This window comes from Halorubellus litoreus, assembly GCF_037081675.1.
GTDB lineage: Archaea > Halobacteriota > Halobacteria > Halobacteriales > Natrialbaceae > Halorubellus > Halorubellus litoreus.
Window position 1 is genome coordinate 304464 of record NZ_JAZAQL010000005.1, and the last position, 14290, is coordinate 318753.

General features: G+C 69.8%; 17 protein-coding genes and 1 tRNA gene. 10 read left to right on the forward strand and 8 right to left on the reverse strand.

What is annotated here, in order from left to right:
* Positions 1-112: 112 nt before the first annotated feature.
* Positions 113-262, forward strand: coding sequence for an HVO_2523 family zinc finger protein (locus tag VYJ16_RS20700; RefSeq protein ID WP_336352216.1), 150 nt, complete (start codon positions 113-115; stop codon positions 260-262).
* 104 nt (positions 263-366) lie between these two features.
* On the opposite strand, the gene VYJ16_RS20705 is transcribed toward VYJ16_RS20700, so the two are convergent.
* On the reverse strand, positions 367-1029 hold the full coding sequence (locus tag VYJ16_RS20705) for a TVP38/TMEM64 family protein (RefSeq protein ID WP_336352217.1): 663 nt from the start codon (positions 1027-1029) through the stop codon (positions 367-369).
* 141 nt (positions 1030-1170) lie between these two features.
* Here VYJ16_RS20705 and VYJ16_RS20710 point away from each other — a divergent pair, with 141 nt between their 5' ends.
* A complete protein-coding gene (locus VYJ16_RS20710; RefSeq protein WP_336352218.1) occupies positions 1171-1575 on the forward strand; it encodes a DUF5830 family protein in 405 nt (134 codons plus the stop codon).
* Positions 1576-1628: 53 nt separating this feature from the next.
* Here the strand turns inward: VYJ16_RS20710 and VYJ16_RS20715 are convergent, their stop codons facing one another.
* A complete protein-coding gene (locus VYJ16_RS20715) occupies positions 1629-3014 on the reverse strand; it encodes a DUF7115 domain-containing protein (protein WP_336352219.1) in 1386 nt (461 codons plus the stop codon).
* Between the two features lie 137 nt (positions 3015-3151).
* Here VYJ16_RS20715 and VYJ16_RS20720 point away from each other — a divergent pair.
* Positions 3152-3308 (forward strand) — tRNA-Met (locus VYJ16_RS20720).
* A 204-nt stretch (positions 3309-3512) separates the two neighbouring features.
* Here the strand turns inward: VYJ16_RS20720 and VYJ16_RS20725 are convergent.
* Positions 3513-4439, reverse strand: a complete 927-nt coding sequence (locus VYJ16_RS20725; RefSeq protein ID WP_336352220.1) for a prolipoprotein diacylglyceryl transferase — start codon at positions 4437-4439, stop codon at positions 3513-3515.
* A gap of 113 nt (positions 4440-4552) precedes the next feature.
* Between VYJ16_RS20725 and VYJ16_RS20730 the strand changes: the two genes are divergently transcribed.
* Positions 4553-5092, forward strand: a complete 540-nt coding sequence (locus VYJ16_RS20730) for a hypothetical protein (protein WP_336352221.1) — start codon at positions 4553-4555, stop codon at positions 5090-5092.
* A gap of 63 nt (positions 5093-5155) precedes the next feature.
* Here VYJ16_RS20730 and phoU read toward each other — a convergent pair whose 3' ends face one another.
* Complete coding sequence (phoU, locus tag VYJ16_RS20735; protein WP_336352222.1) at positions 5156-5827, reverse strand: phosphate signaling complex protein PhoU; 672 nt, start codon at positions 5825-5827, stop codon at positions 5156-5158.
* Positions 5828-6106: 279 nt separating this feature from the next.
* Here phoU and VYJ16_RS20740 point away from each other — a divergent pair, with 279 nt between their 5' ends.
* From VYJ16_RS20740 to VYJ16_RS20755, 4 genes are all read left to right on the forward strand, one after another.
* On the forward strand, positions 6107-7102 hold the full coding sequence (locus VYJ16_RS20740; protein WP_336352223.1) for a phosphate uptake regulator PhoU: 996 nt from the start codon (positions 6107-6109) through the stop codon (positions 7100-7102).
* A gap of 105 nt (positions 7103-7207) precedes the next feature.
* Positions 7208-8188 carry a ribose 1,5-bisphosphate isomerase gene (locus VYJ16_RS20745; RefSeq protein ID WP_336352224.1) on the forward strand — a complete coding sequence of 327 codons (981 nt, stop codon included), beginning with the start codon at positions 7208-7210 and terminating at the stop codon, positions 8186-8188.
* Positions 8189-8310: 122 nt separating this feature from the next.
* A complete protein-coding gene (locus tag VYJ16_RS20750) occupies positions 8311-9174 on the forward strand; it encodes a DUF63 family protein (RefSeq protein WP_336352225.1) in 864 nt (287 codons plus the stop codon).
* The gene (locus VYJ16_RS20755; protein ID WP_379762907.1) at positions 9167-10051 is read left to right on the forward strand and encodes an ATP-dependent ribose-1-phosphate kinase; all 885 of its coding nucleotides are present in this window, start codon (positions 9167-9169) and stop codon (positions 10049-10051) included. Before VYJ16_RS20750 ends, VYJ16_RS20755 begins: the two co-directional genes overlap by 8 nt.
* Before the next feature lie 18 nt (positions 10052-10069).
* Here the strand turns inward: VYJ16_RS20755 and VYJ16_RS20760 are convergent, their stop codons facing one another.
* Together VYJ16_RS20760 and pyrF are read right to left on the reverse strand one after the other, a co-directional pair.
* Positions 10070-10243, reverse strand: coding sequence for a hypothetical protein (locus tag VYJ16_RS20760; RefSeq protein ID WP_227133569.1), 174 nt, complete (start codon positions 10241-10243; stop codon positions 10070-10072).
* A gap of 120 nt (positions 10244-10363) precedes the next feature.
* A complete protein-coding gene (gene pyrF, locus VYJ16_RS20765) occupies positions 10364-11185 on the reverse strand; it encodes an orotidine-5'-phosphate decarboxylase (RefSeq protein ID WP_336352227.1) in 822 nt (273 codons plus the stop codon).
* Positions 11186-11396: 211 nt separating this feature from the next.
* Here pyrF and VYJ16_RS20770 point away from each other — a divergent pair, with 211 nt between their 5' ends.
* The gene (locus VYJ16_RS20770) at positions 11397-11879 is read left to right on the forward strand and encodes a cation:proton antiporter regulatory subunit (protein WP_336352228.1); all 483 of its coding nucleotides are present in this window, start codon (positions 11397-11399) and stop codon (positions 11877-11879) included.
* Positions 11880-11881: 2 nt separating this feature from the next.
* Entirely contained in the window at positions 11882-13060 is a 1179-nt protein-coding gene (locus VYJ16_RS20775) for a cation:proton antiporter (RefSeq protein ID WP_336352229.1), read from the forward strand.
* A 76-nt stretch (positions 13061-13136) separates the two neighbouring features.
* Here VYJ16_RS20775 and radB read toward each other — a convergent pair whose 3' ends face one another.
* Together radB and VYJ16_RS20785 are read right to left on the reverse strand one after the other, a co-directional pair.
* Complete coding sequence (gene radB / locus VYJ16_RS20780) at positions 13137-13844, reverse strand: DNA repair and recombination protein RadB (RefSeq protein ID WP_336352230.1); 708 nt, start codon at positions 13842-13844, stop codon at positions 13137-13139.
* A gap of 96 nt (positions 13845-13940) precedes the next feature.
* Positions 13941-14225, reverse strand: a complete 285-nt coding sequence (locus VYJ16_RS20785; protein WP_336352231.1) for a DUF3892 domain-containing protein — start codon at positions 14223-14225, stop codon at positions 13941-13943.
* Positions 14226-14290 lie beyond the last annotated feature (65 nt).

Consider the following 14290-nt stretch of genomic DNA (forward strand, 5'->3'; position numbering starts at 1 on the left):
CCGAACCCCCGTCGTTAAGCCGCAGTCACCCTCCTCGAACCCCCGTCGTTAAGCCGCAGTCACCCTCCTCGAACCCCCGTCGTTAAGCCACCGGGACCGGAACGTGCACGCGATGACCGACGACGCCGACGCGACCGCCGGCGGCGGCCGCCCGTGCCCGATGTGCGACGCCGTCCTCTACCGACGCCACTGCAAGTACGTCTGCCCGAACCACGGCGTCGTCATGGACTGCTCGGACACCTTCCACCTCCAGCGCGAGTGAGTCAGTCGCCCTGTAGCGACGGCCCGTGAAACGCCGACGTAGCGAGAGCGAGCGACAGGGAAACGCCGACCTGGCGGTCGGCGTATGCTTGCCGAGTCAGTCAGTCAGTCGCTTCCGACGGCCACCCGTCGATAGAGCGGGCCGGCGAGGAGGATGGCGGCGGCGATACCGAGTCCGACGACGAGCCGGGGGTCGACGGCGCCGACGCCCTCGGCGGAGAGCGTCGACAGCGAACTGCCGACGAGGATGGCCGCGATCGTCCACGGGAGTTCGCCGACGACGGTCGCGGCGCAGAACGCCGGCAGGGAGACGCCGGTCATCGCGGCGGTCGCGGTGACGGCGTCCGCCGGAAGCGGCGCGAGCCGGGCGGCGGTGACCCCGCGGAAGTCTCCAGTGGTCTCGAAGTACTCGCCCGCGGCGGCGAGGAATCGCTCGCCGGGCGCGAGCCACGACAGCGGGTTGTCCTCGCCGTCACCGAAGTACCGGCCGGCGGCGAACACCGGTATCGACGTCAGGACCGCGCCCGCGAGCGCGACCGGAATCCCGACCGCGACGCCGTACCCGTACCCGACGACGACCGCGACGAGCGTCGTCGGCCACGCCACCAGCGGTCGGAGCAGGTAGCACGCAACGAGCGCGACGCCGAAGACGACGGGGTCGTCTGCGAGCGCGTCCAGCGCGGAGAACGTCGCGCTCGGCGACACCGCGAGCGACGCCACGACGACCGTGGCGACGAGCGCGACCCCGACCGCAGCGCGACGATGCATCACCACCGACTATCCCCCGGGTGCATGAACGTCTTTCCCCTCGCCCCCCGGTAGACCACGTTCGCGTCACCGCGGTGCGAGGTCGCCGGACGGCAGTGGGGCGCGCAACGCTTTTGGCTCGCGGCCGAGGACTCGAAGGCGATGACTGGCGACGACGGCGAGCGCCCGAGTGCGGGCGGGGGCGTGGAGGGCGACCCCGTGGAGGTCGGCGTCGAACTGCTCGCGAAGGCCGAGGACGCCGAGCTGTCGCTCGCCGACGCGATGGACCGCGTCGAAGCGGTCAGTACCGCGCCGCGGGTCGTCCGCGAGATACTCGACACCGCCGAGCTGCGCGGCGTCATCGAACGCGAGGACGGCGTCGTCGCGGTCGCGGGCGGCGGCGGGTACGTCTCGCAGACGACCGACGTCGTCCGCCGCGAGGGCGACTACGACTGCCGGCGCTGCGGCACCGGTCTCGCCACTGGGCACTTCGTGCAACTCGAGGCCGGCGAACTCGGGCCGTTCGGCTCCGAGTGCGTCAGGAAAGTCACGGGCCGCGACGACTGACCGCTCGAGGACCGCGGACGACGACGACGGCCGCCGAGAGCGGTCGATTCGCGCTACGAGCGCTCGCGGAGCTCCTCGATGAGTTGCTGGATGAGCGCTTGCTGTTGCTCGAGGAGGTCGTTCTGTGCGTCGACGCGGGATTCGAGGTCCTCGATGCGGTCCGCGAGGTCCGCGGCCGTCACGCCCGATTCGGTCGCGGGCTCGAACCCGGCGGCCGCGAACCCACCGCTCTCGTCGTCCTCGCTCCCGTCGCTCCCGTCGGCGCCCGCGCCGTCCCCGGCGTCGTCGGTCGCGCTCCCGTCCTCGGGGGACAGGAGCCGCGACGACTCCTCGACGCCGCCCGGAGCGGCGTCCCCGTCGGCGTCTGCGTTCGCGGTATCGTCCGCGGGCTCTGCACGCCGGCTGTCGGCGGACTCGGCGTCAGCGGACTGCGGTCGGCGGTCGGCCGAGCCATTGCTCTCACTCGCCTGCGGTCGGCGGTCGGTGGCGTCGTCGGCCGGTTCCGCGCGCCGCCGGCTGGCGTCGGCGCTCGCGTCCGCCCCCCTCGTCTCGGCTCCACCACCGGCAGCGTCCCCGCCACCGGACACCGGTCGACGTGGGTCCTCGCTCGCATCCGCGGGGTCGCTCGCACCCGAGTCGGCGTCCAGCGACTCGGATTTCTCGTCGTCGAGGAACGGGTCGCCGCTCGTGTCCGCCGGCCGCGACCCCGACCCCGACCCGAGCGGGTCGACGCCCTCGCCGAAGTCGACGCCGCCACCCGCGGACCCCGAGCCGGTCGCCGAATCCGGCGTCTCCTCGGCCGGGTCGACGAGCGCGTTCAGTTCCGCGAGCGAACTCACGTCGTAGTACGCGAACAACGCCTGCGTGAGGCGTTCGCGGACCACCGCGATGTGCTCGTTCGGCGTCTTGATGCGCTGCGGGCGGCCGTCGACCGCGATGACGATCTGCGTCGCAACGCTCCCCTCCTCGAAGTCGAGCGCGGTGACGTCCTCGAAGTGGTACTGCTCGTGGTCGGCGTCCCAGACCGCGCTCCCGACGTGCTTCAGGAGGCGGTCGCTCGTCACGATGAGCGTCAGCTCGCTGAACCGGAACGTCTGCACGACCGTCTCCCCGGGGTCCGTGACGCCGGAGCCGTTGAGGACGCCGGCGAGCACGGGATGGAGGACGTCGTCGGCGACACTCGAGGGAACGGTGAAGTCGCGTTCCCCGTCGATACTGTACGTGAGCGTGATGCGCGTCTTCCGACGACCGTCCTTGACGGTGACGCGCTCTGCGTCGTGCGGGTACGACTCGACGGATTCGTCGCTCAGGAGGCTCTCCGAGCGGTAGACGAGCGTCCGCGACGCGGTGACGAACAGGCCGTCTTCGCCGCCGAGCGACACGCTCGCAGCGACCTCTTCGCCGTCGAGCTCTCCTTGCACGATACCCGGAACGTCCATGCGCCGTCCTTCACGAGAGTGCGGCTTAAATCCGTGGGGACGTCGTGTCGCCGCGGCGACGCGATGGACTGAGACCCCGTCTCGTACCGCGGTAACATGAGAAGGTTCAAGTCCCGGAGCGGACTACGAACTGGTGAGGCCGGGTGGCTTAGCTGGACATAGCGCCGCACTCATAGGGTTTCAGAGATTCGGTGCGGTACCACAGCCTTGGAAGGCTTACGCGTGACCTCGGGGCCCGCCGAGCCTCGAACCTGGGTCATGCGGAGATCGCGGGTTCGGAGCCCGCCCCGGCCACTTTCTCGGAGACGCCACGACGCGTCAGCGAGCGGCTTCTCCACACGAAACGTGGCCGGGAGCGGGCGGAGAACCCGTTTACGGTCCCCGCGAGCGCCAGCGAGCGGGGAGTCGCGAGACGAACGAAGTGAGTCTCGCGGTAGTTCGGAGCCCGCCCCGGCCACTTCTTCCACGAGAGCCAACGGTTGGTGAGCGGTGACGCGGTCAGATACCGTCCGGGTGCGTGAGCTGGTCGTCGGCTTCCGCGACGAGCCCGCGCTGGATGGCGGCGTCGATGATGGCCTCGCACTCGTGGTCCGGGATGTCGTACGCGCTTCCCGCGATGGACTCGATCTCGGCGCGAGGCACCGGGAGGTCGCGGTTCTTCAGGAGTCGGACGACCTTGTTGTACGTCCGCGGGTCGACGTCCGGGGTGTCGCGTTCGCTCGACGACGCCGAGGTGTCGTCGATCGAGCCGTCGGGGCTGGCGTTCGACGCGCTCGCCGTGCTCGGGGTCGACTCGCGGTTCGTCGCGGCGGTCTCCTCGCGGGACTGGTCGTCGAACGCGATGCCGTCGGTGTCGTCGTCCGATTCGGCGTCCTGGATGGGTGTCGTCGGTGCGTCGTTCGCGTCGGCGAACACGCTGTTCGAGGCGGTGTCGTCGGCGTCGTCGAACACGGACGTGGTGTCGTCGACCTCGAACGGCGTGCCGTCCTCGCCGGCGGATGCAGTCTCGGCGGTGTCGTCCGCGGCCGATGCGGTCCCGGTGGCGTCGCGTTCGTCCGCGCTCGCGTCGCCGTCGGTCGTCGTCGACGCGTCGTCGTCGGCGACGTCCGAGAGGATGCTCGGCGGAACGACCGCGTCCGCGTCCCCTGCTCCGGTCGCGTCGGGTTCGTCGCCGGCATCGGCTGCGGTAGCGTCACCGCCGGCGGTCGAGTCATCGGTCGCGGCGGCGCGCGTGGTCGCGGACGCGTTCGCTGCGGCGACGACAGGGTCGAGGACGCGTTCGAGCTTTCGCTCGCAGGTCCCGCAGAGGACGACGGTGGTCTGGTGTGCTGGCGTCGGCGCGAGCGCTTCGGGGACGACTGTCGACTCCCTGAGCGAGACGTCCATCGCCGCGCCACAGAAGTAACACGAGGAGAGGTCGGCCATGCCCGAGTTCGACGCTCGCACCCCACCTAAAACTTGCCACGCCACGCCACGAACATGATTCCTGGAGGAAACGCGGCGAAAAAATAATGCTCCTGGAGGGCGAGTGTCGTGTCATGAGCGAACACGACGAGCACGGCTCCGGCGGGGTCCTCGTCGACCCGCCGACCGCGGCAGCGCTCGCCGCGGTCCCGTCGAACGACCCGGTGAGCACGACCGAGGTCGCCGACGAACTGGACGTCCCGCGAGCGACCGCACGGGACGCACTCCTCGAACTGACCGCAGCCGACGACCTCGCGCACCGACAGGTCCGCGGTCGCGTCGGCGTCGTCGACGTCTGGTATCGGCCGCGCGAGACCGACGAGGCGACGCTCGACGACCGCGTCGACGACGCACTCGCCGAACTCGCCGTCCCCGGTGCGAGCGAACTCATGCAGGACTGGCGGCGCGACGCCGTCCGCGAAGCGTTCGAGCACCTCCGGGACGCCGAGCGAGCGGACGCCTCGGCGGTCGTCGACGCCGTCTACCCGACTCACGAGGCCGGATACGACAGCGAGGAGGCGTGGTGGGGGATGGTCGCACCACGCCTGTCGCGACTCCCCGGCGTCGAATCCGGCGGGGACGGCGACCCCTGGCGGTTCGTCGCGGACGTCTGAGAAGGGACACCGACCGGCTCCGGTAACGAAGCGCGTGCGGACCGGCCGAACGAAGCGCGCGAGTCAGTAGATGAGTTCGTCGTCGTTCTCGACCATGTAGAGCGTGCGCGCCGCGATGTTCACGGCGTGGTCGCCGACGCGCTCCAGGTCCCGGATCGTCAGGAGGAGGCGGGAGACGTCCGCCATGAGCGTCTCGACGTTCGCGCCGTCCTCGAGTTCCGTCTCGATGAGGTCCCGGACCACCATCTCGCTCGCGTCCTGACAGAGTTCGTCGAGGTCGTCGTCGCTCGCCGCGATCTCGCGGCACGCGACGGTGTCCTCGGTCTCGTAGGCGGCCATGGCGTCGCGCACCATCTCCGCGGTGACGTCGCCGATAGCTTGCACGTCGACCTCCGGGAACACGTCGCGGTCCGCTTCGAGCGTGTACTCCGCGAGGTTCACCGCGAGGTCGCCGACGCGCTCCAGGTCGGTGATGATCTTGAACGACGCGGCGATGAACCGGAGGTCGCTCGCGACCGGTTGCTGGAGCGCGATGAGGTCGATGCACTCCTGTTCGAGTTCGAGGTACGTGTCGTTGACCTCGCCGTCGCCCTCGATGACGGAGCGAGCGCGCTCGTCGTCCTTGGATTCCAGGGCGACGAACGCGTCCTGGAGGCGGTCGAGGACGAGTTCGCTCATGTAGAGGATGTCCTCGCGTAGCTCCTCCAGTTGGTCCTGGTAGGTCTGTCGTGGCATACGCGAACCTCAGACCGTCCCCGTTCAAAAATCTTCGTCACTCGACCCCGCTGTTTCTATAGTGTGTATATCGTTCTATTTGACTATATACTACACGTAGTTCTCTAGTGTGGGCGGGAGCGATACCGACGCACTTCGAGCGGGTTCGCTGCTGGGCTCTCGGCGGTATCGGCGGCTCCTCCCGGCATTCTGGCGTCCACGTGGGGATCGCCACCGAGCCGACCGCGTCGATATATAGGAATAGTCGGATTTATGGTCGGCGGTTGGATATCGACTGGCATGGAGACGCGCAAGGTGCAGGTGACCGGTGGGTCGACGTTCACCGTCTCGCTCCCGAAGGACTGGGCGACCGAGAACGGCGTGTCGGCGGGGACGACGGTCGAGTTCTACCCGGAGGACGACTCGCTGCTGTTGACGCCGAAGAGCGAGACGGAGCGCACGCGCGGCGCGCTCGACGTCACGAACCTGGAGGGCGAGCAGTTGACGCGCGCGGTGATGACGATGTACGTCTCGGGGTTCGACATCATCGAACTCGAGGCGAACCGCATCACGACCGACCAGCGTCGCGCCATCCGCGAGGCCACTCAGGGCCTGGTCGGCGTCGAGGTCCTGGAGGAGACCGGGGATAGCGTCGTCATCCAGGACCTCCTCGATTCCTCCGAGTTGAGTATCACGAACGCGGTGACGCGGATGCGCCTCATCGCGCAGTCGATGCTGGAGGACGCGGTGACGGCGCTCGTGGAGAACGACACGGACGTGGCGCGCGACGTCGTGGAGCGCGACGAGGACGTCGACCGGCTCTGGTTCGTCGTCTCCCGCATCTTCCGGTCGACGCTCCGGTCGCCGCGGGCCGCCGAGGAACTCGGCGTGAGCCGCGAGGACTGCTTCGACTACCACTCGAGCGCGCGCCAGCTCGAACGGATCGCGGACCACGCGGCGAAGATCGGGAACCTCGCGCTCGACCTGGAGGGGATGGACGACGAACTCGCGGGCGCGTTCGACGACCTGCACGAGGACGCGTCGAACGTCGTCGACCTGGCGATGGACGCGCTGTTCGAGGCGGACGCCGACGAGGCGACGCGGCTCGCGAACCAGGCGCGCAAGGACATCCTCGGCATCGACGAGCACACGCGACGCATCGACGAGTTGCTCCGGGAGCGCGACCCGCAGGTCGCACAGAGCCTCGGGCTCGTCGTCGACTCGCTGTCCCGTAGCGCGGACTACGGCGGGAACATCGCCGAGACCGCCTTGCAGAAGGCTGCACCGAGCCCCTGAGCGCGCGAACGGAGCACTGGACGACTGCGCGAGCGGGCTGAGGAAGGGATACGCGGCGAGTGCGGACCGAGGGATTTTCGACGCTGTGGCGTGGAGTGTGGGGGTATGACTGACGAACCCGCGGAGCGAATCGTGCCGGCGGTTCACGACACGGCCGAGGACATCGCGTCGATGGAGATTCGAGGTGCGGCGACGATCGCTGACGCGGCCGCAGGTGCGCTCGCGACGCAGGCGGAGGCGTCGACCGCGGAGACGCCCGAGGCGTTCGAGGCGGAGTTGAAGGCGGCGGCGCGACGGCTCTACGAGACGCGGCCGACGGCGGTGTCGCTCCCGAACGCACTCCGGTTCGTGCTCTGGGACATGGAAGGCGGGAGCGTCGACGCGCTCCGGGAGAGCGTCGCCGAGAGCGCGGCGGGCTTCCAGACGGACCTCGCGGAGGCCCAGGACCGACTGGGTCGCATCGGCGCGAACCGGCTGCGGGACGGCGACGTCGTGATGACGCACTGTCATTCGACGGACGCGTTGTCGTGCGTGAAGGCGGCGCTCGACCAGGGGAAGGACATCTCGGCGGTCGTGAAGGAGACGCGACCGCGAAAGCAAGGTCACATCACCGCCGAACAGCTCCGCGAGTGGGGCGTGCCCGTGACGCTCGTCGTCGACAACGCCGCGCGCCGATACCTGGAGCGCGTCGACCACGTGCTCGTCGGCGCGGACTCCATCGCGGCCGACGGCAGCGTCATCAACAAGATCGGGACGTCCGGGCTCGCGGTGAACGCGCGCGACCGCGGCGTCCCCATCATGGTCGCCGCCCAGACCATCAAACTCCACCCGGGAACGTTGACGGGTCACACCGTCGAGATCGAGAACCGCGACGAGAGCGAGGTGCTCGAGGACGCGGAACGCGACCGCATCACGGGCGGTGACCCCGACGACGCGGACCTCGTCGTCGAGAACCCGGCGTTCGACGTGACGCCGCCGCGGTACGTCGACGCGATCGTCACCGAACGCGGCCAGTTCCCGCCCGAGAGCATCGTGACGCTCATGCGCGAGCTGTTCGGGACCGACGTCGGCGAACCCTGGGAGTGACGCGTCGATAGTCGCACGCGCCGGTAAACCGCCGGGAGCGAAGCGCCAGCAGACCGCCTCGTGCGAACGTGCGGGTGTCCCGACCGGAACCTTCTTTCCACTCCCCGTACCGAGGATATGACATGGTTGGTGGCGTTTACACGATTCCGTCGCTGTTGTACGTGGTGCCGCTTCTCCTCGCGTTCTTCGGGGTGGCGGCGCTCCTGTGGGCGATACAGCCCCCGACGACGGACTGGACGGTGGTGTCGTTCGCGCCGTGGATGGCCATCGGGTCAGTCCTCTTCCTGCTCGACGGCCTCGAGGCGTACCCCGCCATCGTCGCGCCACTGTTCGGGCCGGTGACGGTGTACGTGACGACCGCGATATTCGCGGGGTTCGTCTGGATACTCATGACGTTCATCGCCGGCATCCGGAAGGGGTTCGACATCTACTACGGCGTCGGCGTGTTCGGCGGTGGCGTCGCCCTCATGCTCGTCGTCTTCCTGTTCCTGACGGGTATCAACGCGCAGACGTTCAACCCCGTCTATCCGGTGTTCGGGACGATCGTCGCGGCGCTCGTGACGGCGCTCGCGTGGGTGCTCCTCTCGTTGACGTACACGGACGTCGCGCGGTACACGGGGCGGACGGGTGCGTTCGTCGTGTTCGCGCATTCGCTCGACGGCGTGTCGACCGCGCTCGGGTACGACCTCCTGGGGGCGGGTGAACGCACGCCGCTGTCGCGGGTCATCCTCGAGTTCTCGGGGAGTCTGCCGACCGCGCAGTACGTCGGCGCGGGCTGGCTGTTCGTCGTCGTGAAGGTCGTGCTCGCGCTCGTCATCGTCGCGGCGTTCCGCGAGTACCTCGAGGAGTCGCCGCGGCGCGCTCGATTGGTGCTCGCGTTCGTCGCGGCGGTCGGGTTCGGCCCGGGCGTGTACAACCTCCTCCAGTTCACGTTGACCGACCAGGACGTCGTGTTCGCGGCCGTTCGCGCGCTCGGAGGTGCCTGACGTGCGGGTGCTCGTTGCCGGGCACGTGAACTGGGACGTGACGCTGCGGGTCGACCAACTCCCGGAGCCGGACGGCGAGTCGCGCATCCACGACCAGCGTTCCTCCGGGGGTGGGTCGGCGGCGAACGTCGCGTACGACCTGACGCTGCTGGACGTTCCCGCGGGGATCGTGGGGAGCGTCGGCGACGACGAGTACGGGTTCCTCGCGACGCGGGAACTGGAGGAGTCGGGCGTGGACCTGTCGGGGATGGCGCGTGTCGAGGGTGCGGAGACGACGGTGAAGTACGTGCTCGTCGAGGAGGGCGGCGAGGTGTCGATGCTCGCGAACGACGGCGCGAACGAGGCGGTTGCGCCAGCGGACGTCGACGACGCGTTCGTCGCGAGCGCCGAGCACGTCCACCTGACGAGTCAGCGGCCGGATACGGCGGCACACATCGCGCGGGTCGCGAGCGACGCGGGGGCGACGGTGAGCGTCGACCCGGGGCGGCGGCTCGCGCACCGCGATTACGGCGACGTGCTCTCGAACGCTGACGTGGTGTTCGTGAACGACAAGGAGGCGGAGGTGGTACTGGACGCGCCGCCGAAGGAGGTGTTCGCGGGCCAGGTGCTCGTCGTCAAGCGCGGCGCGGCGGGTGCGGAGGTGCACGCGCCCGAGGGGCACTTCGAGCACCCGGGGTTCGGTATCGACCCCGTGGACACGACGGGCGCCGGGGACGCGTTCGCGGCTGCGTTCGTCGCGACGCGCCTGGACGGCGGCGACTACCACACCGCGCTGGAGCGCGCGAACGCCGCCGGCGCGTACACCGCGAGCACGGAAGGTGCGCGGCAGGCGCCGACGAGCGACGCGCTCGCGGCGTTCCTCGACGAACGGACGTAGTTCGGCGACGGCGACCCGCTACGCCGCCTCTATCTCCTTGAGGTTCACGTCCTCGTAGCCGTCGGCCTGCGCGCGCTCGCTGGCCTTCTCGATGGCTTCCTGCGTGTCGAACACGCCGTCCTCGACGGCGACGGTGTACGTCACGACGTCGTCCTGGTCTCCCACCCAGAGGTGCACGTCCACGTCCTGCATGCCCGAGTCGTCATCGTCCTGCGGGAAAAAGGTACGGCGCCCGACGGAGGGTGGCGAGCCAGCGGTCGGCGGTGGTCGCGGGCGGCGCGCTCCCGGCCGGCGTGCTCGCGCCCGGCGCGCTCAGCGGTGCGTCGCGAGCCGACGTTTGAGGCGCTTGGCGGCGTCGCCGGCGGCGTCGAAGTACGCCTTCTCGCCGCTTGTGTTCTCGCCGGCGAAGATGATGCCGCGCGAGGAGTTCACGAGCCCGACGTCGCGGCCGTCGCGCTCCGCGAGCCCGAACTCGACGGCGGCTTCGGCGTCGCCGCCCTGCGCGCCGACGCCCGGGACGAGGAAGGGGAGGTCCGGGACGAGGTCGCGCACCGCTTCGAGTTCGTCGGGCGTGGTCGCGCCGACGACGAGCCCGACGTTCCCGTGCTCGTTCCACGTGCTCGCGAGGCGCGCGACGTGCTCGTACACGGTGCCGCCGTCAGCGAGCTCGTGGTCCTGGAGGTGCTTCCCGCCCGGGTTCGACGTCCGGCAGAGCACGAAGACGCCCTTGTCCTCGCGGTCGAGGAACGGCTGGAGGCTATCACGCCCCATGTAGGGGTTCACGGTGATGGCGTCGACGTCGTCGAGCACCTGCGCGTACTGGCGCGTGGTGTTCCCGATGTCGGCGCGCTTCGCGTCGAGGAGCACGGGAACGTCCTTCCCGTGGGCGTACGCGACGGTCTCCTGGAGTGCGCGCCAGCCGTCGGGGTCCTCGTAGAACGCCGCGTTCGGCTTGAACGCGGCGGCGTGCTCGTGGGTCGCGTCGATGATGCGTCGGTTGAACGCCCACCGCGGGAGGTCGTGGTCCGCGAGGAACTCGGGGATGCGTTCCGGGTCCGGGTCGAGGCCGACCGAGACCGGCCCCCCGGTGGACTCGATGCGGTCCGCGACGCGCTCGAAGAAGCCAGCTGTCATACGAGCACGCGCTCGCCCGGCACAAATCGGTCTTTCCATTCGCCCCCACGCGCACTCGACCAGTGTCGGTCTCCGACCGCCGGGTCCACGAGGCGACCAGGGCGATGAGGCGCCCAGGGCGATGAGGCGCCCAGGGAGATGAGGCGCCCAGAGGAGTGCGCGAGGCGACTGCAGGCGAATCTTCAATACCGAGGCGGTCCCCGTTCTTGACGTGACTGTCTACGAGACCGACGTCCCCGGCGTCGGACGGAAGTTCGAACTGGAGGTCGGTGACGAGTCGCGACTCGTCGTCCTCCTGCATCACGACGGCCGCCGCGAGCTGTTCGTCCGCGAGCGCCCCGAGGCGGACAGCGAACGCGTCGCGGACCTCACCGGCGAGCAAGCCCGCAAGCTCGGCGCGGTCCTCGGCGGTGCGTACTTCCAGCCCGTCGAGTTCTCGAACACGAGCGTCCCCCTCGGTGACGCCATCATCGAGTGGGTGACGATACCCGAAGGGTCGCCGGTCGAGGACGTGACGCTCGCGGACTCGAACCTCCGGGACGCCACCGGCGCGAGCGTCATCGCGGTCCAGCGCGGCCCGGACACCATCGCGAACCCGGACGCGGACACCACGCTCAACGCGGGTGACGTCCTCGTCGCACTCGGGACGCGCGACGAACACGCGGAACTGGAGTCGTTCGTCACCGCCGCGTAATCGTGGCGGAACCCCTCCTGTTCCAGGCTGCCGTCGCCATCGTCGTCCTCGCAGCCGCCGGCCTGCTCGCCCACCGATTCGGGCAGTCCGTCATCCCCGCGTACATCGTCGTCGGTATCGTCGTCGGTCCGAACGCGCCCGTCGTCGAAGGCGTCTCGCTGAACCTCCTCGAGAAGTACGAGTTCATCACGCTGTTCGCCGAACTGGGTATCGTCCTCCTGTTGTTCTTCATCGGCCTGGAGTTCAGCGTCGACCGCCTGCTCGCGCGCCGCGGCGAGTTCACGCGCGCCGGCACCGTCGACTTCGTCGCGAACGCCGGCGTCGGCCTCGCCATCGCGCTCGCGTTCGGCTTCGACCCGCTCGAAGCCGCGTTCGTCGCCGGCATCGTCTACATCTCCTCCTCGGCGATCGTCACGAAGACGCTCGTCGACCTCGGGTGGGTCGCCGACCCCGAGGCCGAGCCCGTCCTCGGCGTGCTCGTGTTCGAGGACCTCGTCATCGCCGTCTACCTCGCGATCGTCTCCGCGGTCGCCACCGGCGCGGGCGACCCCGTCGTCTCCGTCGGTATCGCGCTCGCGTTCCTCGTCGTCCTGTTCGCGGTCGCTCGCTTCGGCGGCCCGGTCGCCGAGCGCGTGTACGCCCACGAGTCCGACGAACAGTTCCTGCTCGGCGTCTTCGGGACGCTCGTCCTCCTCGGCGCTGCGGGGCTCGCCGCGGGCGTGAGCGAGGCCGTCGCCGCGTTCTTCCTCGGGATGGCGTTCAGCGAGACGAGTCACGTCGAACGCATCGAACGCATCCTCTCGCCCGCTCGCGACCTGTTCGCGGCGGTGTTCTTCCTCTCCATCGGCCTCCAGACGGACCTCGGGACGGTCAGGAGCGCGCTCGCGCTCGTCGTCGTCGCCGTCGTCCTCACGACCGCGAGCAAGCTCGCGTCGGCGTACTACGCCGGCCGGACGTACGGCCTCGACCAGCGACGCTCGGTCCGCGTCGCGGTCGCGCTCGTCGCGCGCGGCGAGTTCTCGCTCGTCCTCGCCGCCATCGCCACGAGCGTCGGCACCGGCGCGCTCGGCACCGAGATTCCCGCGTTCGCCGTCGGCTACGTGCTCGTGATGAGTATCCTCGGCACGACGCTCATGCGGTACAGCGACCTCATCACCGACCGGCTCGCCCCCGCGACGTGACGGAAACGGAGAGACGTGGTCGCGTCAGCGTCGTCGCACCCGAGCGGCGACGCGACGCCGCGGTGCCGCGGCGCCGTCAGGGTCGCTGGTCGCCGGCCTCGATACCGGCGTCGGTGATCTGTAACTGGACGCTCTCGCCGGCGGGTTTCGCGCGATGCTTCTCCAGGGTCGCCTTCCGGTTCCCGCCGCGGAACCGGTCGATGCGGACGACCGTCCCCGTCCAGTGCTCGAGGGTGTGACCGCCGAGCGCGCGCGTGCGGTCGCTGTCCGGGTCGCTGAACACCTGGTTCGTGACGACCACCGCGAGGTCGTGCCGGCGCGCGAGCCCGAGGAGGTGCGTGACCTGGTTCGCGACCTCGCGGAGCGAATCCCCGCCCTCGGCGTCGTTCCCGCGCTCCAACCGGTAGAAGCCCGTGACGGAGTCGACGACGACGAGGTCCGCCTGTTCGGCGAACTCCGCGACGTCCTGGACCGCCTCGGCCTGCTCGTCGAAGTCGAGCGCGTCCTTCACCACGACGTTCCCCGTGACGTCGTCGAGGGCCACGCCTGCTGCGTCCGCGGCCGCGGCCGCCACCGCCTCGAAGCGGTCCAGCGACAATCCCTCGGTGTCGACGTACACGACGAGCCCGCCCTGGGCGGCGACCGCGACGCTCGCCGAGAGCGCGACGTTCGTCTTCCCCGCCGCCGGCGGCCCGTACACTTGCGTGACGGTCCCGCGCTCCAGTCCACCACCCAGCAGGTCGTCGAGGGGGCCACAGCCCGTCGAGATGACGCCGTCGTTCACGAAGGTACTGGGGACGGGACCGCACAAAAACGCACGGGAAGCGACGCGGCCCACGCGACCCGGAGCGCGGCCGCGTCGTCGCCGCGCACTCGGCCGTCAGCAGCTCGGTTTCTTCAGGAGCGTGTCGTCGCCCGTATCGGAATCGGCGGTGCGGACGTACCGCTGTCCGTCGCGTTCGACGGCCGCGAGTCGGAAGCGTTCGCCCTTGTAGGAGACGACGATGGTCTTCTCGTCCTCGGCGATCATCTCGTGGACCTCCGCGGGCGTCCGCGTCGTGATCGACCCCGAGCGCGTCGTGAACCCGATCTCCTCGATGCACCGGCAGTCGTCGACGTCGGCGTCGTAGTCCATGCTCACGCACGCGACCTCGTAACTCGCCATGTCAGTCCTTTGGCGGGCGAACGGGAAGAGCGTTCGGCGGCACCGCGCTCGCGTCTGGCGTCGAG